Here is a 19,733-nt window from a genome sequence, read left to right as displayed (position 1 = left end):
ATTCTTAATGGTTCTATTCTCCCAAGAAAGCTTGTTTTTCTGCTTTGAGAAAAGAAAGTAGCTTTAGAAAGGTTGGTCTTGTGTGGGGCAGGTGGAATATGTTGCTCACAACAAGTAGGTTGGGTCAAAAAAAGCACGCACTAGATATAGTGCGTGCTCTATAAGGATCCCCAGAAAGGGCTAAATTTTAGAATCTATGATAACTGATCTAACAGGTTATTCCAGCTCACTAAGTCTCCGATTATAGTTCTTAGTTGGTCGATAGCGACACGTTCCTGCTCCATGCTGTCACGGTGACGGATTGTGACCGTATTGTCTTCTAGCGTTTGATGATCCACGGTAATACAATAAGGTGTTCCTATTGCATCTTGGCGACGGTAGCGTTTACCAATGGCATCTTTTTCATCATACTGCATATTGAAGTCTAACTTCAATTTGTTCATGATTTCTCTGGCTTTTTCTGGAAGACCGTCTTTTTTAGTCAACGGAAAGATAGCTGCTTTTACCGGTGCTATCGCGGGGTGGAATTTTAATACCACTCTAGAGTCTTGTTTCTCTTCCGTAGATAGATCTTCATGTACCAGTGAATTAGCGAATACCGTTAGGAATAAACGATCTAATCCTACAGATGTTTCTACAACATAAGGGATGTAGTTTTGATTTATCTCTGGGTCGAAATATTGCATCTTCTTCTTGGAGAACTCCTGGTGCTGTTTTAGATCGAAATCTGTACGGGAGTGTATTCCTTCTACTTCTTTAAAGCCAAAAGGGAAATCATACTCGATATCAACTGCCGCGTTAGCATAGTGCGCTAATTTAACGTGATCGTGGTAACGGTATTTGGCAGGATCTGAACCTAAGGCCAAATGCCACTTTAAGCGTGTCTCTTTCCATTTTTCATACCATTCCAGTTCTGTACCAGGACGTACGAAAAATTGTAGCTCCATCTGTTCAAACTCACGCATACGCATGATAAATTGACGGGCAATAACTTCATTACGGAAAGCTTTACCAATTTGCGCGATACCAAAAGGAACTTTCATTCTGCCTGTTTTTTGGACATTTAGAAAGTTTACAAAGATACCCTGTGCGGTCTCAGGACGTAGATAAACTTGTTCAGCGCCATCTGCCATAGCTCCCATTTGGGTAGCAAACATAAGGTTAAATTGTCTGACATCAGTCCAGTTTTTAGTTCCAGAGATAGGACAGACGATATTATGCTCTTCAATTATAGTTTTCAAACGCGCTAGATCATCGTTGTTCAGTGCGTCATCAAGATCTTTCTGGAGCTGTGCCGCTTTATCTGATTTTCCATCTTTTTCATAACGATCGATTTTGTCTTCGATAAGCTGATCTGCGCGGTAGCGTTTTTTGGAGTCTTTATTATCAATCATCGGATCGTTAAATCCATCGACGTGTCCAGATGCTTTCCATATTGTAGGGTGCATAAATATAGCAGAGTCTATACCTACTATATTCTCATTTAATTGCACCATGGATTTCCACCAATAGGTCTTTAAGTTGTTCTTTAACTCAGAACCTAGCTGACCATAATCATACACCGCACTAAGGCCATCATAGATCTCACTCGACTGGAATACGAAACCGTATTCTTTGGCATGTGATACTATATTTTTAAATAAATCGTCTGTTTGCTTACTCATAAGGCGCAAATATATAAAAGATTAAACTAATATAAATCAAGAATCTGCTGAGAAGCATTCTTGTTATCCACTTTCTTGATGATATGTTCTATTTTTCCTTTTTCGTCGATAACGAAGGTGGTTCGAGCTGTTCCCATGTACTTTTTACCATACATGTTCTTCTCTACCCAAACTCCATAATCATTGACAATTTTCTGATCTTCATCGGCCAGCAAATTGAAAGGAAGTTCAAATTTACTAATGAACTTTTGGTGGGACTGTTCACTATCGATACTTACTCCCAATATTTCGAACCCTTTTCCTAAGAGGGATTGATAGTTGTCTCGAAAGTTGCAGGCTTCAGTGGTACAGCCGGGTGTATTGTCTTTCGGGTAAAAATATAAGATGACCTTTTTTCCACTGTAGTCGGACAGGTTTATCATTTCCCCACTTTGATTCTTCGCGTGAATCGCAGGAGCTTGATCTCCAATTTTCAATTCTGACATGTCGTATAAATTAATAGGCTAACCACCTAAATTATGAAATCTTATTTAATAAAACTAGCCTCGTAAACCTTTTCATTGTCTTTCCAATCCCGAACAACGAGTTTGAAGCTATGTGTCCCTTTTGTTAGGGAAGGATCAAATGTGTGCCATAGATGTCTATTCTTAGAGTCGTACTCCATCAATACCCATTTGCCATCGATGTAACCATTAAACGACTGTATTCCGGAGAGATTGTCTGTTATGGTAAAGTCAATCTTTCGTTGTGCAGCAACATTCTTTCCTGAAGTCAGATTCCGAGGCGTAATTACGGGAGCGATTGTGTCTACAACGACGTAGAAGTTCCCAAAATTACGGGTATTGACCGATACCCAACCGTTTTCAAAACTTCCGCCCTCAGCCCCGTTTTCTAACGATGCTATTAAGGCTTTACTTTGTAGGTGTGTAGGTAGGGTGGTTGGTTTTATGGCCAGATTGTAAGATTGGAATACAGGAATAAGATTATTATGAATCTTGTGTACAATAGAATATCCATTGGCTGGTGTTGGCGCTGTACCGTATTCAAAATCTAAGTCATCATAGAGTACCTTTACGGGGATATTGACTTTTACATCATTACGCTCAAAGGAATTCACTTTATCATATTTAAAGAACTGTGTCCCCGTAGCTTTGTAAGGAGCTCTTTTTGTACTTCCTGTACTTTCAATTTTAAAATTCAGTTCACTACTATTTCCAGCGATATCTTTGACAACATACTTTGCATCATAAACCTTTTTTTCTTGAAGTTCGAATCCTCTCTTCTCGGGAAGTGTTTTGAAGATTTCTATAGGGTTCCCAGGATCCTTAAAGCTTTTTTGGATCTTTACCTTTGTTTTTTTCCAGTAAGGATAATCAATATAAGAATGTATGCCCCGGGAGCTATTAAAATCCAATTCTTCAAACACCACCGTTGATACAGCTTTTCCGTCAATCAGCAACTCAATAGAATAAACTCCATTTTGAAAACCACCAGCCCTATGTCTATCGACAGCACTGATTCCGAGACCAAATTGCCCATCGACCAATAATGGGGTGCTTTGAGTCAGGGTATATTCTCCAGCTCGCACAGCCTTCACCGCTAGAGACTTTCGTGGTGTATTTTCATTGAATAAGGGGTTATTCAAGTCATAAAGCATGATACTATTAATCGTAGGCTTGAAGTTGTCGACAAATTTTAAACCGAACAATTGGGGATTTAAAGGATTCTGGCTCTTGGTATCCCTTATCTCAAAATGTAGGTGTGGACCTCCAGATCCTCCAGAATTGCCAGCACGACCAATCAATAGGCCTTTGCTCATGACAACTTGATTTCTATTTAAGGTTATATCTACATCAAAGCGTTGTTGTTTATATTGTTCTGCTCGTACAATATTTGTCAGTACTTCGTTGAAGTCCTCCATATGTAGGTATACCGATGTATAGCCATTAGGGTGGTCGATATACACCGAGTTTCCGCCTCCACCTATCTGCACACGTACACGGGATACATACCCCTCAGCTGCGGCATGCAATGGCAGTCCTGTCCTTTGTTGCGTGCGGTAGTCATCTCCGGCATGAAAGTGTGTCGAACGCAATTCTCCGAATGTACCTGAGGCATCCATTGCGATGTTCAGCGGGTTTCGAAAATAGCCTTGCGGATAGTTACGAGATGTAATGAGACCCTTATTCTGGGCAATAGATAGGCTTGTCTGCAAAAGCAGGAGTAGAATCAGATACGGTATTTTTCTCATGCTATTTATTTGATATGTGTAGAGAACATCGGTCTGTTTTCTATAAATCCTTCTAGTTTGTCTCCAATGATTACTGGCCCAACGCCAGCAGGGGTTCCTGTGTATATTAAATCGCCTTTCCGTAATGTAATGTATCCCGATACAAATGTTATCAAGGTGTCGATATCGAAAATCATGTCAGCGGTATTCCCGGACTGTACCACTTCACCATTTTTCGTTAAGGAAAATTTAATGGCACTCAGGTCCTCAAATTCCTCTTTTGGTATAAGTGGACTTACTACAGCCGAATGGTCAAAGGATTTTGCAAGTTCCCAAGGTAGGCCTTTTGATTTGAGTTGTGTTTGTAAGTCACGTGCCGTAAAGTCAATACCAAGACCAATAGCATCATAGTATTTATGAGCAAATTTTTTAGAAACGTGTTTGCCTTCATTACATATACGAACGACAAGTTCACACTCATAGTGAATATCTTTTGAAAAATCAGGGATATAAAAGTCTTTGTTGTCTTTGAGTACCGCGGTATCAGGTTTTAAAAAGATAACAGGTTGATCGGGTACAGGATTGTCTAATTCTTTGGCGTGATCAATATAGTTACGGCCTACTGCTATTATTTTCATATATATAATATTTATGGTCTGTCGGTTGGCAGATCGATTTGTACTTTGTTGTTATAAACTTGTAGCGATTATTTTTTCTAAAACTCTTTTCTCTACGCTTCCCTTGGCAAGGATAGCTGATATAACGTTATGTTTTTTTATTAAGGATGGTGTGTTTACTATCTCGCAGTCGTTTGTGTATGATATCATGCGCGTATTATTTTACAAGCTGGTATGTGTTCCCGATATTTAGTTATGGGGTGTTTCACATTACAATTAATGTATGTTTTTTAGAAAATCTACTTAAAACAAACTTAACCAAAAATGATTTTATATCCAATAGAAGCTTTTTGGTAAGACATTTTCTAATGTGTAACTTAAAAAATGTGTTTAAAACACTGTTTGCTAAAACGTTTTTCTGATAAAAATACTTAAATTAGATTCTACGTTTCAATATTATGAATAGAAGAACAGCAATAAAACAACTCTTTATCGTGGCAGGTGGGCTTATGATAGCGTCTTCCTGTACCGGAAGTGGTGATGGTGCGTCTATCGAACTACAGCATATCAAACTGTCTGCCGACGACGAAGCGCTCATTGGAGATTTAGTGGAGGCTATCATTCCGAAGACTGATTCGCCAGGAGCAAAGGATTTGAATTTGCATCTTTTTGTAATGAAGATGGTGGATGATTGCCATAGTCCCGAAGATCAAGAAGCTTTTATAAACGGATTGGAGCAAGCTCGGAAAGCAGGTTTGAAAACCGAAGCCGAACGCGTAGCCTATTTACAGAATTTAAAAGAAGATGTCTTCTTCAATATCCTAAAAAGACGAACACTCCAGGGCTATCTTAACTCGGAGTACGTCATGAAAAATAAGTTGATTTACGAACTAGTTCCGGGTCGTTATGATGGAGCTGTAAAAGTTAATGCATAAATAATATGGCAAACCTAAATATAGATTCGGAGAAAGATAGAACCTATGACGCTATTGTAATTGGTTCAGGTATAAGTGGCGGATGGTCCGCTAAAGAGCTTTGTGAAAGAGGCTTGAAAACATTGGTTTTAGAAAGGGGACGGAAGGTAAAGCATATCAAGGATTATCCTACCACAAATATGTATCCTTGGGAGTTTGAACATCGTAATGAGTTACCTTACGAGGTGAAGCAGGAAAACCCTGTTGTGAGCAAATGCTATGCATTTCATGAGGATGCTGCACATTTTTTCGTTAAAGACAAAGAGCATCCTTATATTCAGGATAAGCCTTTCGATTGGATTAGAGGGTATCAAGTCGGGGGTAAATCCCTTTTATGGGCCAGACAGACGCAGCGCTGGTCTGATTTGGATTTTGAGGGACCTGCCCGTGATGGATTTGCGGTAGATTGGCCAATTCGTTACGCGGATTTAAAGCCTTGGTATGATCATGTGGAGCGCTTTGCGGGGATTGCAGGAGACAAAGATGGTTTGCCCGAACTACCGGATGGCGAGTTCTTGCCCGGTTACCCACTCAACGTCGTAGAGAAGTATTTTAAGCAATCCATTGAAGGAAAATACCCGGGCCGCAAGGTTATATCGGCCCGATGCGCTCATATATCTCAACCACAACCCATACATATCCAACAAGGCAGAACACAATGTCAGAATCGCACACTTTGTCAAAGAGGCTGTCCTTTTGGAGGGTATTTCAGCTCTAATTCGTCGACATTGCCCTGGGCGGCAAAGACTGGTAAAATGACATTACGTCCCGACTCCGTCGTACATTCTATTCTATATGATGAGGGCAAGGGCAGGGCCATAGGGGTTAAAGTAATAGACCGTAATACCAAAGAGGAAATCGAGTTCTATGCTCGAATAATTTTCGTAAATGCGGCTGCGATAAATACCAATCTGATACTCTTAAACTCTATTTCCAATCGTTTTCCGAGTGGTTTGGGAAATGATAGTGAGACCTTAGGCAAGTATGTGGCTTTCCATAACTATAGCGCACGCGTATATGCCGAGTACGAAGGCTTGTTGGATTATAAGACAGCCGGTAGAAATCCGGCTGGGGGCGGGTATATACCTCGTTTTCGAAATTTACATCATCAGGAGACAGACTATCTGCGCGGTTATGCTGCAGGTTTTGGTGCTTCGCGTTCTGCGCAGTCTATGCAATCCGGATTAGGACAAGAATTAAAAGAATCATTATTGAACCCACAGTTGGGCAATTGGACGGTAGGGTCACATATGATGGGAGAGACTATCCCGAAGGCTACTAGTTACGTCGCGTTGGATACAGATAAGAAAGACGATTGGGGAGTTCCGTTGTTAAAGATTTCGATCGATTACGATGAGAATGACAACAAGATGAAGCGTGATTATCTAGATACAATGGAAGAAATGTTCAAGGTTGCAGGCTTTAGTAATATTCGAAGAGATGAAGCTTGGCAGGCCCCAGGACTGGATATTCACGAGATGGGAGGCGTGCGTATGGGCCATGATGCTAAGACCTCTGTTTTGAATAAATGGAATCAAATGCATGCCGTACCGAATGTATTTGTTACTGATGGCGCCTGTATGACATCTACTTCTACACAAAACCCTTCTTTGACCTATATGGCCTTTTCTGCTCGATCTGTTGATTACGCCGTGAGTGAGATGAAAAAAGGAAATCTATAACTATTTTTTTATATAAGAAAAGGCCTCGATCTAGATCGAGGCCTTTTCTTATATAAGTATAGAAGACAGTTAGATATTTACTGTCGCATCCATTTCAAAATCTTCATGTTTTAGATGAACGATTTCCATAGATTTCTCATAGTTCGTTGATTTCTTCGAGAAGAAGTCATGTTGTGTTGTTTCGGTATTTAATCCGTTCAATACAATAGGGTTAACCTGTTTTACTTCAAAGATAGGATCGAAACCAAGGTTCATCAAAGCTTTGTTTCCATTGTAGCGAACATATTCCTTTACTTCAGAAGTCAATCCGACTACAGTGTACAGTTCCTCCGTATACTTGATTTCGTTTTCATAAAGCTCGTTAAGAAGATCTAAGAAACGCTGTTTTACTTGTTCTTTATTCGGCAATTTAGCGAATACCTCTTGAGCCATTAATCCTACAAATACACCATGTATGGATTCGTCAGCAACGATTTTTTTGATAATATCTGCAGACGCCACCATCTGTCCTTGACCACACAACCATAGCGGTAAGAAGAAACCAGAGTAAAATAAGAAAGATTCTAACAGAACAGAAGCAGCCAAGGCCATAAACAGCTCCTCGTCCGTAGGATTTTGCTTGTCTATACCACGATAATAGCTATCGATAGTATTGGCTTTAAATTGTAAGAATTTGTTTTGCGACACCCAGCCAAATACATCATTGATTTCGTTGGTTGTAGATACTGTTGTGAATATAGTCGAATACGATTTCGCATGTATTGCTTCCATCATACACATATACGAAAGTACTGCTTTATTCTGTAAGGAGTCGATATGGTCTATAATCTTAGGCATACCGGTGTGACTTTGTAGCGTATCCAACAAGGTCAATCCGCCTAGTGCCTTTTTATAGCACTCTTTCATGTCCCAGCTTAAGCCTTTCCAGCTATCGATATCTTTAGAGGGTATATATTCTGTGTCAATCCAGAACTGTTTGATATTTTGCTCCCAGAACATGAGTGCATAATCATTATCAGGTGTATTCCAGTTGACGGCTGTAAATTGTTTGTTCATGTACTAATTAAGAATTAAAAAGTAAAAATCAGGAGAAGCCTTGTTGTGGGATTCTCCCGATTTGTTGTGTGTTATTTCGAACCTAAGTTCGTATATCTTTATGCTATTAGGCTGAGCAAGAAATACACTCTTCGATGGTTGATTTTCGCGTACGTGTATAGTATAATGATTTCAGTCCTAATTTATGTGCATAGATATAATACTTTGCTAAATCGCGTGTACTATCTTTTGAGTTGGTATGAAGAATAGTAGATACACCTTGATCAATGTGACGTTGGATAACTGAGATCAGCTTTAAGACCTTCATTTGATCCATGTCATATGCCGATTTGAAATAGAAATAGTTGTCATTAGTCAAATATGGCATTGGATAATAAGTTGTACTATCTCCATATTCGCGCACTTCGATAATATCTACAATCGGCATTACAGAAGCAGTTGCATTCATGATATACGAAGTAGATTGGTTCGGCGCAATTGCTAAACGGTATGCATGGTAGATTCCGTGTTCAGCAACTTGTGCTTTTAGATTTTGCCAATCCTCGATTGTAGGGACATGAATACCATCAAACAGTTCCTTCACTTTGTCTGTCGTCGGAAGGTAGTCTCTATTTAGGTATTTGTCAAAATAGGTTCCATCTGCATATGCTGATTTTTCAAAGCCTACAAATGTTCTACCACGTTCTTTTGCAATCTCCATAGACGCTTCTAGCGAGTAGTAGTTCATCATCATGAAAAACGTATTCGCAAAGTCTAAAGCCTCATGAGATTCATACATGATGAAGCTTTTTGCTAAGAATCCATGTAAATTCATCGCACCTAAACCTACCGAGTGTAATTCACGGTTTGCTTTAGCAATGGAAGGTACCATTTCGATGTCCGTTACATCTGTTACTACCGTAAGTGCACGCATCGCTGTTTTTACGGTTTCTTTGATACGTTTATTGTCCATCACAGTGGCGATGTTCAATGAACCAAGGTTACAAGATATACCGTAACGGATAGTATCCTCTTTACCATAGATATTGATATCAGATACTTCTGATATCTGCATGATTTCTGTACATAGGTTAGAGAATTTTACTTTACCTAAGCCATTCAATGCGTGTTCTTTATTCGTGTTTTCTTTGAAGAAAATATAAGGGTAGCCTGATTCTTTTTGCGTTTGAGCAATCTTTACCAACATGTGGCGAGCGTTGATTTTCTTCTTCTTTACATTAGGATTTGTAATCAACTCGTCGTACATCAAGTCCATATCCATTTCATCTAGATATTGACCATATTCTTGCACCACAGTGTGTGGGTAAATCAAATATGCTGGTTCATCTTTTTCTGCCAGTTCCATAAACTTATCAGGTATGATGATACCGATAGAAAGAGATTTGATACGTACTTTCTCGTCTACGTTGATCTTTTTACAGTCTAAAAACTCTTCAATATCAGAGTGGAAGATGTTTAAATATACAGCCCCTGCTCCAGGACGTTGTCCCAGTTGGTTGGCGTACGAGAATGTATCTTCCATGATTTTCATGATTGGTAATACACCTCCAGCGCGTCCATCGACACCCTTTATTGCTTCACTACGACCACGTATTTTCGAAATATTGAAAGAAACGCCTCCTCCTATAGAAGATAATTTCATTGCCGAATCAACAGCATAACCTATACCATTCAAATTGTCTCCAATTTCATCCAAGAAACAAGAAACCAATTCGCCGGAGCGTTTTTTTCCAGCATTCAAGAAAGTCGGGGTAGCAGGCTGATATTCTTGATTGATCATTATCTCGGCGTATTCGATCGCTTTCTTCACGCCTTCTTCGCGGGCTAGAAACAACGAAACAGCGACAACGCGGTCTTCATAACGCTCCAAGAATTTTTCACCCGAATCATCCCTTAACGCATAACTTTGGAAAAATTTGAATGCGGCCATAAAGGACTCGAAACGGAATTTTTTGGCATATACATAGTTAAATACCTCTTCCATTTCTTCGAATGTAAACCATTGATAGAAATTGATGTAGTAGTTATGTTCTACTAAATAATCTATTTTCTCTTTTAAGTTATAGAAGAAAACAGTGTTTTTGTTTACATATTCCAGGAAATAAGCTCGTACAGCCTCTTTGTCTTTGTGAAGGCTATACTCGTCATCATGCTTAATCATGATTTCGTTATTAAGCAATATCCAGTTTTTTGCTACCTCGTTTGCTATCATAGTATTGATTCTTAATTATTTCTATAAATTGATTTATATCTTCCATTGTGCCCGATAGCTCAAATTTGAATGCTAACGGAATTTCATATATCGCAGCGGCTTTATCCGCGGCTACTGCAAAGTTTCTGCCCCAATTACGATTACCGCTAGAAGTTACAGAAAACAATCTGCTGCTATTTTGCGTAAGAAACTCTTCCGTCAATGGCGGGATTTTTCCAAAGTTGGTCGTAAAAGTGACAAGGTGTCCAGATTCTTCGATGATCATATCTTTTTGAATCTTGATGGCTTGCCATCCGGTTATCTGAACCACTTTATCGATAAAGCGCTGTACATTTCCGGTCTTGCTGTCAAAATATAAATGTATCATAACCTTGTTTTTTTATGATGACTTTTATTTGTTACTGTGCGATAGCGTTTTCTAGCTCTTGTGGATTGAATCCAATAATGCGATGTTTTATTTCTTCACCATCCAAAACAATAACTGTAGGGACAGTACGTACTTTGAACTTAACAGCTAACTCAGGGGAATCAAACGGATTAACTCTTTCGTACGAAATACCCTTTCTATCTAAGTAAGCCGACACTTGATCGCATGGAGCGCAATCGTTTTTCTCAAATTTGATGATTCTTGCCATGTTATTATGTAAGTTTGGTCGTAAACAGTTTCCTTCATAGTGGAGACAAGTTTACCGAAGTGTAAAAAAAACGCTGATTATTGAAGAGTGACACTCTTAACAAGAACAAATATCTTACATTTTAATCCGGAGAGGTAGCCATACTTTTCCACACTCAAAGTAGAAAGACGTCCAAAATGCTCGTGGTAGGGCGGTTGTTTTATTAAATTACTGTGATACAGTAGTTAATCTATGTTGATAACTTTAAAATTGCTTTTGTAAACTTAAATCTACAAGTCTAAACTGTGTGTTTTTTCGGTATTTTTAATGTCAAAAAACAGGTGAAATTAGTGTAGATATTAAGAAAATTATGTATATTATAAGTCCTGTTTTTTAGAAGAACAAATAAGAATCATTAAGTTTACAGACCAGTATGTATTATGATGAAAGTACCTAATTTATTTTTAATGAACCCTCACCGTAATTTTATTTCACGCTTAGTAGCAGTAATGTTGCTAACTCCCTTGTTAAGCTTATTTTCGAAAGGATATGCCCAAGAGAATGTTACTTTCCAACAACCATCTTCTGAGATTATGGCATTGGCGGACTATCAGCGGCCTCCTGCTATTAAGCTGAGTCCTGACAAAAAGTGGGTACTATTTATGTATAGACCTACTTACAAAACTTTAGACGAGCTTGGACAAGAAGAGTTAAGGCTTGCTGGATTAAGAATAAACGCAAAGGCGAGTATATCGAGTACGGAAACCTATTTTGATAATCTTCGTTTGAAATCTGCAGAAGGAGGCCAGGAGTATGCCATAAGCGGTTTGCCTGCTCACGCCTTGATAGCTAATATAACATACTCTCCCGATAGTAAGAACATCGCTTTTACACATACTAATGATACCGGTCTTTCTTTGTGGGTGATTGATGTGGAGACACAGGTTGCTCGGCAGTTGACTGACTACGTGTTGAATGCTGTCTTGGATGCACCCTATCAGTGGATTCGTAATACGGATCAACTTTTAATCAGTAGACGCCCTTCAGTTGTCAAAAACTTAGTTGATCATAGCAAAGATTTGCCCAAAGGACCAGTAGTGTCGACCAGTGATGGGAAAATATCACAGCTGCGGACCTATCAGGATTTGTTGAAAAACCCGCAGGATGAACAAGATTTTGAGACATTATCTACTTCTGAACTGGTTTGGTTGAATTTGAAAGGCGAGCAACGCCAGTTCTTACCTGCTGCCATGTATACTCAGAGTACCGTTTCGCCCGATGGAAAGTACGTCTTGGTATCCGAACTCCGCAAGCCATTTTCCTATCTTGTAGGCTATAATTCCTTTCCCCAAGAAACCTTTGTGTATGACTTAGAAGGTCGGTTGATAAAGAAGGTAAACGATATCCCCTTATTAGAGATAATGCCTAAGGGGTTCTCATCTACACGCGCTGGAAAGCGGTCTTTAGCTTGGCGTCTGGATAAACCTGCTAGTTTGTTTTTTGTTGAAGCTTTAGATGGGGGAGACGCTAATAAGCAGACCGAGTTTAGAGACGAGCTTTTCGTTTGGGATTTCCCGTTTGAAACTGCTCCTAGCTCACTTATGAAGATTAAGGATCGCTTCTCTGGGATTGTTTGGGGCGATGATAATTATGCTTTAGTCTCCTCGCAATGGTACGATACTCGGAATGTTAAAACCTTCCTTCTGAATCCAACTACAGGTCATAGCCAAGTAATAGCAGATCGGAACAGACAGGATGTGTATTCCGATCCGGGGAATGTTTTTCGTGATAAAAACAATTTCGGAACCTACACGATGTATATCCAAAAACATAAAGCTTATTTCATAGGAGATGGTTTTACACAGCAGGGTGAGTTTCCATTTATAGACGAGTTGAACCTTAAGACGCTAAAGAAAAACCGTCTTTATGTCGCTAAAGAGTCTGAGCTCCAGGAACGGATATCTCAGGTTATCGACATTGCAAAAGGTGATATCTTAATTTCGTTGCAATCTGCTACGCAGTACCCTAACTTTTACCGTAAGAATATTAAAACCGGTAAGCAGGTTGCGGTAACCAATATCGAAAATCCATTCAAAGCACTTGAGAAGGTTCATAAAGAGGTGTTGAATTATAAGCGGAATGATGGAGTAACACTTTCTGGTACATTGTATCTCCCAGCAGACTATGATGTCAGTAGCAAGGAAAAACTACCTTTGCTTATCTGGGCTTACCCACGTGAGTATAAAGACAAAAATACTGCCGGGCAGAGCACTGCCAATCCTAAGGAATTTACGTTTCCTAGCTACGGTTCTTTCATTTACTGGGTATCTAAGGGCTATGCCGTCTTAGATAATGCTGCGTTCCCAATTGTAGGAGAGGGTAAACAGGAACCCAATGATACTTTTATCCCACAGCTTGTAGCAAATGCGGAGGCTGCTATTGACGCTGTCGATAAATTGGGATATATCAATCGTAAAAAGGTAGCTGTAGGAGGACATTCCTACGGTGCATTTATGACAGCCCACTTGCTTTCCAACTCGAATCTTTTTGCTGCTGGTATAGCTCGGTCCGGTGCCTATAATCGGACACTGACACCTTTTGGTTTTCAGAGTGAACAACGCAATTTCTGGGACGATCCACAACTTTATATGACGATGTCACCATTTATGAGCGCAGATCGTATGAAGACCCCGATGTTGTTGGTGCATGGCGCCGCAGATAATAATCCTGGAACTTTTACTTTACAGACGGAACGCTATTTCCAAGCCTTGAAGAATCTTGGTGCTCCGGTACGGATGGTTATTTTGCCACGGGAGTCACATGGTTATGCCGCTAAGGAAAATATTTTTCACCTACTGTGGGAACAAGACCAATTTTTAGAGAAACATCTAAAAGGGAAGTAATAACAAAAAAAGAAGGCTGTCATACGATAGCCTTCTTTTTTCGTATTATACCAAATACTCGAAAAGTGTTTGATCTTTGTTAATTTCTATGAAGTCAAATTTATACGCTTTTAATTTTTCAATGAATGTAGTGTAATCTTTAGGATCATTGAGTTCAATACCTATTAATGCAGGACCACGTTCCCGTTCTGTCTTTTTGATGTATTCAAAACGAGTAATATCATCTTTAGGGCCTAGTACTTCAGTGACGAGTAATCGCAATGCTCCTGGGCGTTGTGGAAAACGTACGATAAAGTAATGTTTAAATCCCTCGTATAATAAGGACATCTCCTTAATTTCACTCATCCGATCGATATCGTTGTTCCCTCCAGATACGATACAGACGACTTTTTTTCCTTTTATCTCCTCTTTGTGAAATTCCAACGCCGCAATAGATAGTGCACCAGCAGGCTCCACGACAATAGCATCCTTGTTATATAGCTCCAAGATTGTCGTACACACCTTTCCTTCTGGAATAGACTTCAGACCATCGAGCAGCTGACTTGTAATCTCGTAATTAAGTACTCCTACTTTTTTTACAGCAGCGCCATCTACAAATTTGTTGATATGTTCTAACTCTATTGGGCCATTATTTTGAATAGCAGCTTGCATAGATGGAGCTCCTTCGGGTTCTACACCGTAGATTTGAATATGAGGTGTATGCGTTTTGATATGGTACCCAATTCCCGAAGATAGCCCCCCGCCTCCGATAGGCAGTATGATTACATCTGCGGTCGGCAGGTCTTCCAGGATTTCCACCGCGACTGTTCCTTGTCCCTCGATGACCTTAAGGTCGTCAAAAGGTGGGATAAAGGTCATGTCATGTTCCTTGGCATATTCCAATGCTCCCTTCTGACAATCATCAAAAGTGTCTCCTACTAACACAATCTCTATATTTCCATTACCCCACATTTCAGTTTGTGTTATCTTTTGTCGTGGTGTAGGACCGGGCATGAATATGACACCTTTGATATTAAGTCTCTTACATGAAAAAGCGACCCCTTGGGCATGGTTTCCAGCACTTGCACAGACGACGCCTCGTGAGCGCTCTTCTTCTGTGAGACTGCTGATTTTATTAAAAGCACCCCGTAGTTTGTAAGATCTGACAATTTGTAGATCTTCTCTTTTCAAATAGATATCAGCACCATACTTTTCAGATAGATGAAGATTATATTGTAATGGAGTTCGCGTTACGACCTCTTTTATTCTGTCTGCTGCAAGCTGGCTGTTTATAGCCAATGTAGATAAATCTAAGCTCATTGTTTGAAATTCGTTTGTTTAGGTGATTGTGTGTTAGAGAGCCAGATGTAGATAGGAGAGGTTAGCGAGGATTGATATATCGTCCTCGCTAGCCAGTCTATTTCATTAATGACAACAAATCTGTATCATTGATGTCTTTTTTCGCATCTGCTAATGTTAGGAAGCGCTCGTAAGTGCTAGCTAACGTATCCTTATCGAGGTGGTGTCCTAAGCGTTCTAGGTGATGCTTCAAGGCATGTCGACCCGAACGTGCCGTTAGGATAATGTCTGCTTCTTCCAATCCGACATCTTCAGGACGGATGATTTCATAGTTCTCACGGTGTTTTAAGAATCCATCTTGGTGTATACCCGAGCTATGTGCGAAAGCATTGCGTCCTACGATAGCTTTATTAGGCTGTACAGGCATGTTCATCATGTCCGATACCTTTCTCGATAGGTAGGTAAACATTTTGCTATTGATATTTGAAGTCAAGCCACCAAATGTTTGGTTGTGTACTTTTAATATCATAGCAACTTCTTCCAGAGAGGTGTTTCCAGCACGCTCACCGATACCATTGATCGTACATTCGACCTGGCGGGCCCCGTTTTGGATTGCAGCGATAGAATTTGCTGTAGCCAGGCCAAGATCATTATGGCAGTGTGCCGAAATGATAGCTTGATCGATGTTGCTGACGTGCTCCGTCAGGTACTTGATCTTAGCACCGTATTGGTCAGGTAGGCAGTATCCGTTTGTATCCGGTATGTTCACTACTGTAGCTCCCGCTCCAATAACTGCTTCTACCATTTTTGCTAAAAACTCTAAATCAGCACGGCCAGCGTCTTCTGCATAAAACTCGACATCTTCTACGTAAGACTTTGCGTGTTTTACTGCCGCAACCGCTCTTTCTAGGATTTCTTCACGTGTACTGTTGAATTTATATTTGATATGCATATCCGAAGAACCGATGCCGGTATGGATACGAGGACGTTTAGCAAACTTTAAAGCCTCTGCTGCGACGTCTATATCATTTTTATTAGCACGGGTCAAAGCACAGATGATAACATCATTTACGGCCTTTGAAAGCTCTACCACCGACTGAAAATCTCCGGGGCTCGAAACAGGGAATCCAGCTTCGATGACATCTACCCCTAGGCTTTCCAGATCTTTAGCAATTTCTATTTTTTCTGTCGTTGTGAGCTGACAGCCCGGGACTTGCTCGCCATCTCTTAATGTGGTATCAAAAATGTATAAATGATTAGGATCGTGTAACATAATATTCAAATTTAAAAGTCAAAATTCAAAAGTAAAATGTAATAAAATCTCATTACCTCTTACTCATATCTCATTACTATTTAATAAACTCCAGTACTTTCTGTCCCATTTCGTTCGTTCCTAAGATCTTGTCTTGAGGCGTGCTACTATTGGCAATGTCACCCGTTCTCCAACCTGCTTTCAGTGTATCTGCGACAGCGGATGTGACAGCTTTTGCTTCATCCTGTAATCCAAATGCGATATCCAGCATTAAGGCAACTGAAAGAATAGAAGCCAATGGATTAGCTTTGTTCTGTCCTGCAATATCGTGAGCCGATCCATGTATAGGTTCGAAAAACCCAGTTCCATCTCCAATTGAAGCAGAAGCGAGCATGCCCATAGAACCTGCTATCTGTGATGCCTCGTCCGTCAGAATATCTCCAAATAGATTAGCTGTAAGCACTACGTCGAATTTCTTTGGATTTTTGACCAGTTGCATCGCCGCATTATCAATAAACATGTGTTCTGTTTCTACATCCGGATATTCTGCCGCTATTTCTTGGACTACCTCTCTCCACAGACGGGATGTCTCTAAAACATTGGCTTTATCTACAGAGCATAACTTTTTACTACGTGTGCGTGCAGCTTCATACGCCTTTCGTGCGATGCGCTCCACTTCATAACGGTGGTAGTTCATTAAATCGGAGGCAAAGGTATTGTCTTCATTGCGTTTCTTCTCGCCGAAGTACACGTCCCCTGTTAATTCGCGAAAAAATAAAATATCCGTTCCACGTAACACTTCTGGTTTTAGGCTAGAAGCATCCAGTAGCTCATCGAATAATAATATCGGGCGTAGGTTGGCATAGAGACCTAACTCTTTACGTATTTTAAGCAATCCTTGTTCTGGACGTACTTTAGCAGAAGGATCATTGTCATATTTAGCGTGGCCTATCGCGCCAAAAAGAATGGCATCCGATGCTTTCGCTTTTTCCAATGTTTCTTGAGGAAGTGGGTCACCTGTTGCTTCTATAGCAGTATGTCCCATGATAGCTTCATCAAAAACAAATTCATGGTTATATTTTTGAGCAATACTTTCTAATACTTGTTTGCCCCAAGTTGTAACTTCTTGTCCAATTCCATCGCCTGGAATAATTAGGATGTTTCTTTTCATTATACTATTCAACGTTTTCTAATATATCTTCTATGGCTTTAACTTTGCCTTTCTCTAATACAATTCTATGTTCGATGCACGACGGAAGTAAGCTCTCGTAATGACCCACATAGATGAGTGTCTTACCGTGATGAGCCAGTTCGTCGACGACATCGTTAAAATATTGGGTCTGCTCTGTATCTAACCCCTGACAAGGTTCGTCCAGCACTAGCAGAGGAGGGTTTTTGATGATTGTTCGAGCCAGTAGGGCCAATCGTTGCTTGCCTAGAGGGAGCGTCACGAGTAGCTGGTCTTTAAACTCACTCAGCCCGAAAAAGGCTAATAATTCCTCTATTTTCTGCTTCTCCTGAAATTTTACATCCACAAACCACCCGATGCTATCATAAAACCCAGATGCTATGGTATGCCATACTGTTGCATTCTGGTCAAAATACCAGTGCATTTCAGGTGAAATAATCCCAATTTTCTCTTTGATGTCCCAGATACTTTCGCCTGAGCCACGTTTGTTGTCAAAAAGGGAGATGTCCAATCCATAAGACTGCGGATGGTCCCCATTGATTAAACTTAATAAAGTTGACTTTCCAGAACCATTAGGCCCCTGTAGCAACCATTTCTCACCAACCTTAACCTCCCACGATACATCCTTTAAGACCTCTTTCTCTCCGTAGCGTATTGACACATTTTTGAGACTAGCAATCGTCTTATAGGGAGCGTTGGGCATTTCGGATAAGAAATCCGGAAGTTTCATCCGTGTTCTGCCCTTACTTTTTGACAGTTTGCCAGAACTTTCTACATCATGGATTTGACCATCTACTATGTGGGCAAATCGATTGATTGCTTCGGGAAGTTGCTGGTCATTACTGATCAGGATCAGCTGCACCCCCTCTTGGGCGAGGTCGTCCAGCCAGGCATTCAAAGTAATTCTAGACTGCGCGTCCAATCCAGTGTAAGGGTCATCAATTAATAGTAATTGCGGTTTTGACCACAAACCTTTAATGAGTTGTAGTTTTTTATGTTCGCCGCTAGATAATTCAATCAGCTGCGACAGTTTGGTGTCTTCAAAGCCCAATGCCTTGATGCGGTCTTCAATAGATGCGAGGTCTAATCCTTCCTGTCGGGCATAGTGTTCCAACTCCGCCTGTACCGTCAGCGTATCTTGACCTTGATGTTTATTATAGCGCTGTTGGTAGTAGAAGTTGCGGTCACCTTCCAGGTTGGTAAACTGGTACCAACTCGAGATGTATATGGCTTTTGCCGGAAGTAGACTGTCGGAGTCAAAATTAATTTTGATATGCTCCTCTTTACCGTCTACTTCCGCTATTGCCTTTGCTAATGTAGTTTTTCCAGACCCGCTTTCGCCACCGAGTAGGAGATGCTCCCCCTTATTCAATACCAAAGAAAGACCATGCAATACATTTTGATTCTTGTATTGGACAGTCAATTGATGAATGGAGACAAAAGGTTCAGTCATATTGTGTTATGAATAATAAGAGAACGGTCTAGTTTTTTCAAAATCTTGAATTTGATCCGAATGGCTCAGGATAAAATCAATATCATCGTATCCATTGATTAAACAAGATTTCTTATAAGGGTTGATTTCGAATTCGAACGATTCCCCTGTTGCAGCTATAATAACCTTTTGTGCTTCTAGGTCGACTTCAATTTTAGCTGTTGCATCGGCAAATACCGCTGCAAATATTTTTTCTAAAAACTCTTCTGGTACAGTGATTGGCAATACACCGTTATTTAGTGCATTTCCTTTGAATATGTCTGCAAAAAAGGAACTGATTACAACATCAAATCCGTAATCCTGGATAGCCCAAGCAGCATGTTCCCGGGATGATCCACAGCCAAAATTCTTACCTGCTACCAATACCTTTCCGGAGTAAGTTGGGTTGTTCATGACGAAGTCAGACTTAGGCTGATTGTTACTGTCATAGCGCCAGTCACGAAACAGGTTATCACCAAAACCATCTCTTGTTGTCGCTTTTAGAAAGCGTGCAGGGATGATCTGGTCTGTATCAATATTTTCAATAGGTAGAGGAACTACCGTTGAAGTTAGTTTTTCAAATTTTTTCAT

16 protein-coding genes are annotated in these 19,733 nt (G+C 40.2%); 3 read left to right on the top strand and 13 right to left on the bottom strand.

The annotated features are described in order from the left end of the window. Positions 1-194: 194 nt before the first annotated feature. The 4 genes from JKG64_RS17425 to JKG64_RS17410 are packed head-to-tail and all read right to left on the bottom strand — an operon-like array spanning position 195 to position 4,532. Positions 195-1,664, bottom strand: a complete 1,470-nt coding sequence (locus tag JKG64_RS17425; RefSeq protein WP_133585679.1) for a glycine--tRNA ligase — start codon at positions 1,662-1,664, stop codon at positions 195-197. Positions 1,665-1,690: 26 nt separating this feature from the next. Then, positions 1,691-2,149 carry a thioredoxin-dependent thiol peroxidase gene (gene bcp, locus JKG64_RS17420; RefSeq protein WP_210355572.1) on the bottom strand — a complete coding sequence of 153 codons (459 nt, stop codon included), beginning with the start codon at positions 2,147-2,149 and terminating at the stop codon, positions 1,691-1,693. Between the two features lie 41 nt (positions 2,150-2,190). Then, positions 2,191-3,915 carry a M23 family metallopeptidase gene (locus JKG64_RS17415; RefSeq protein ID WP_210355571.1) on the bottom strand — a complete coding sequence of 575 codons (1,725 nt, stop codon included), beginning with the start codon at positions 3,913-3,915 and terminating at the stop codon, positions 2,191-2,193. 5 nt (positions 3,916-3,920) lie between these two features. Further along, positions 3,921-4,532, bottom strand: a complete 612-nt coding sequence (locus JKG64_RS17410) for a fumarylacetoacetate hydrolase family protein (protein ID WP_210355570.1) — start codon at positions 4,530-4,532, stop codon at positions 3,921-3,923. A 437-nt stretch (positions 4,533-4,969) separates the two neighbouring features. Between JKG64_RS17410 and JKG64_RS17405 the strand changes: the two genes are divergently transcribed. Further along, on the top strand, positions 4,970-5,446 hold the full coding sequence (locus JKG64_RS17405; protein ID WP_210355569.1) for a gluconate 2-dehydrogenase subunit 3 family protein: 477 nt from the start codon (positions 4,970-4,972) through the stop codon (positions 5,444-5,446). A gap of 5 nt (positions 5,447-5,451) precedes the next feature. Further along, positions 5,452-7,167 carry a GMC oxidoreductase gene (locus tag JKG64_RS17400; RefSeq protein ID WP_210355568.1) on the top strand — a complete coding sequence of 572 codons (1,716 nt, stop codon included), beginning with the start codon at positions 5,452-5,454 and terminating at the stop codon, positions 7,165-7,167. 69 nt (positions 7,168-7,236) lie between these two features. Here JKG64_RS17400 and nrdF read toward each other — a convergent pair whose 3' ends face one another. The 4 genes from nrdF to JKG64_RS17380 all read right to left on the bottom strand — a co-directional run bounded on the left by nrdF (position 7,237) and on the right by JKG64_RS17380 (position 11,070). Next, a complete protein-coding gene (nrdF, locus tag JKG64_RS17395; RefSeq protein ID WP_210355567.1) occupies positions 7,237-8,223 on the bottom strand; it encodes a class 1b ribonucleoside-diphosphate reductase subunit beta in 987 nt (328 codons plus the stop codon). A 106-nt stretch (positions 8,224-8,329) separates the two neighbouring features. Further along, positions 8,330-10,435, bottom strand: a complete 2,106-nt coding sequence (gene nrdE, locus JKG64_RS17390) for a class 1b ribonucleoside-diphosphate reductase subunit alpha (RefSeq protein WP_133585672.1) — start codon at positions 10,433-10,435, stop codon at positions 8,330-8,332. After that, a complete protein-coding gene (gene nrdI / locus JKG64_RS17385; RefSeq protein WP_210355566.1) occupies positions 10,395-10,802 on the bottom strand; it encodes a class Ib ribonucleoside-diphosphate reductase assembly flavoprotein NrdI in 408 nt (135 codons plus the stop codon). The genes nrdE and nrdI overlap by 41 nt, the downstream gene beginning before the upstream one ends. Positions 10,803-10,833: 31 nt before the next feature. Further along, complete coding sequence (locus JKG64_RS17380; RefSeq protein WP_133585671.1) at positions 10,834-11,070, bottom strand: glutaredoxin family protein; 237 nt, start codon at positions 11,068-11,070, stop codon at positions 10,834-10,836. Between the two features lie 419 nt (positions 11,071-11,489). Between JKG64_RS17380 and JKG64_RS17375 the strand changes: the two genes are divergently transcribed. Then, a complete protein-coding gene (locus JKG64_RS17375; protein WP_246512654.1) occupies positions 11,490-13,952 on the top strand; it encodes a S9 family peptidase in 2,463 nt (820 codons plus the stop codon). 45 nt (positions 13,953-13,997) lie between these two features. On the opposite strand, the gene ilvA is transcribed toward JKG64_RS17375, so the two are convergent. The 5 genes from ilvA to leuD form a co-directional block, all read right to left on the bottom strand. Continuing rightward, entirely contained in the window at positions 13,998-15,251 is a 1,254-nt protein-coding gene (gene ilvA, locus JKG64_RS17370) for a threonine ammonia-lyase IlvA (protein ID WP_210355565.1), read from the bottom strand. A gap of 97 nt (positions 15,252-15,348) precedes the next feature. Beyond that, positions 15,349-16,503 (bottom strand): 2-isopropylmalate synthase, encoded by a 1,155-nt coding sequence (locus JKG64_RS17365; RefSeq protein ID WP_210355564.1) that lies wholly within the window; start codon positions 16,501-16,503, stop codon positions 15,349-15,351. 76 nt (positions 16,504-16,579) lie between these two features. Then, positions 16,580-17,653, bottom strand: coding sequence for a 3-isopropylmalate dehydrogenase (gene leuB, locus JKG64_RS17360; RefSeq protein WP_210355563.1), 1,074 nt, complete (start codon positions 17,651-17,653; stop codon positions 16,580-16,582). 4 nt (positions 17,654-17,657) lie between these two features. Then, positions 17,658-19,124: an ATP-binding cassette domain-containing protein gene (locus JKG64_RS17355; RefSeq protein ID WP_210355562.1), complete on the bottom strand. Its 1,467-nt coding sequence runs from the start codon at positions 19,122-19,124 to the stop codon at positions 17,658-17,660. Between the two features lie 6 nt (positions 19,125-19,130). Continuing rightward, positions 19,131-19,733 carry a 3-isopropylmalate dehydratase small subunit gene (gene leuD, locus JKG64_RS17350; RefSeq protein WP_210355561.1) on the bottom strand — a complete coding sequence of 201 codons (603 nt, stop codon included), beginning with the start codon at positions 19,731-19,733 and terminating at the stop codon, positions 19,131-19,133.

Origin of the sequence: Sphingobacterium tabacisoli (assembly GCF_017908035.1) — a bacterium.
Classification (GTDB): domain Bacteria; phylum Bacteroidota; class Bacteroidia; order Sphingobacteriales; family Sphingobacteriaceae; genus Sphingobacterium; species Sphingobacterium tabacisoli.
This window is presented reverse-complemented; position numbering and strand designations above follow the sequence as displayed.

Bases quoted from the DNA above. Each gene is read 5' to 3' on its own strand.
- JKG64_RS17375 (WP_246512654.1), top strand. From the start codon at position 11,490: ATGATGAAAGTACCTAATTTATTTTTAATGAACCCTCACCGTAATTTT.
- JKG64_RS17365 (WP_210355564.1), bottom strand. From the start codon at position 16,503: ATGTTACACGATCCTAATCATTTATACATTTTTGATACCACATTAAGA.
- JKG64_RS17425 (WP_133585679.1), bottom strand. From the start codon at position 1,664: ATGAGTAAGCAAACAGACGATTTATTTAAAAATATAGTATCACATGCC.
- nrdE (WP_133585672.1), bottom strand. From the start codon at position 10,435: ATGATAGCAAACGAGGTAGCAAAAAACTGGATATTGCTTAATAACGAA.
- nrdF (WP_210355567.1), bottom strand. From the start codon at position 8,223: ATGAACAAACAATTTACAGCCGTCAACTGGAATACACCTGATAATGAT.
- JKG64_RS17405 (WP_210355569.1), top strand. From the start codon at position 4,970: ATGAATAGAAGAACAGCAATAAAACAACTCTTTATCGTGGCAGGTGGG.
- leuD (WP_210355561.1), bottom strand. From the start codon at position 19,733: ATGAAAAAATTTGAAAAACTAACTTCAACGGTAGTTCCTCTACCTATT.
- JKG64_RS17415 (WP_210355571.1), bottom strand. From the start codon at position 3,915: ATGAGAAAAATACCGTATCTGATTCTACTCCTGCTTTTGCAGACAAGC.
- leuB (WP_210355563.1), bottom strand. From the start codon at position 17,653: ATGAAAAGAAACATCCTAATTATTCCAGGCGATGGAATTGGACAAGAA.
- JKG64_RS17380 (WP_133585671.1), bottom strand. From the start codon at position 11,070: ATGGCAAGAATCATCAAATTTGAGAAAAACGATTGCGCTCCATGCGAT.
- JKG64_RS17400 (WP_210355568.1), top strand. From the start codon at position 5,452: ATGGCAAACCTAAATATAGATTCGGAGAAAGATAGAACCTATGACGCT.
- JKG64_RS17355 (WP_210355562.1), bottom strand. From the start codon at position 19,124: ATGACTGAACCTTTTGTCTCCATTCATCAATTGACTGTCCAATACAAG.
- JKG64_RS17410 (WP_210355570.1), bottom strand. From the start codon at position 4,532: ATGAAAATAATAGCAGTAGGCCGTAACTATATTGATCACGCCAAAGAA.
- ilvA (WP_210355565.1), bottom strand. From the start codon at position 15,251: ATGAGCTTAGATTTATCTACATTGGCTATAAACAGCCAGCTTGCAGCA.
- bcp (WP_210355572.1), bottom strand. From the start codon at position 2,149: ATGTCAGAATTGAAAATTGGAGATCAAGCTCCTGCGATTCACGCGAAG.
- nrdI (WP_210355566.1), bottom strand. From the start codon at position 10,802: ATGATACATTTATATTTTGACAGCAAGACCGGAAATGTACAGCGCTTT.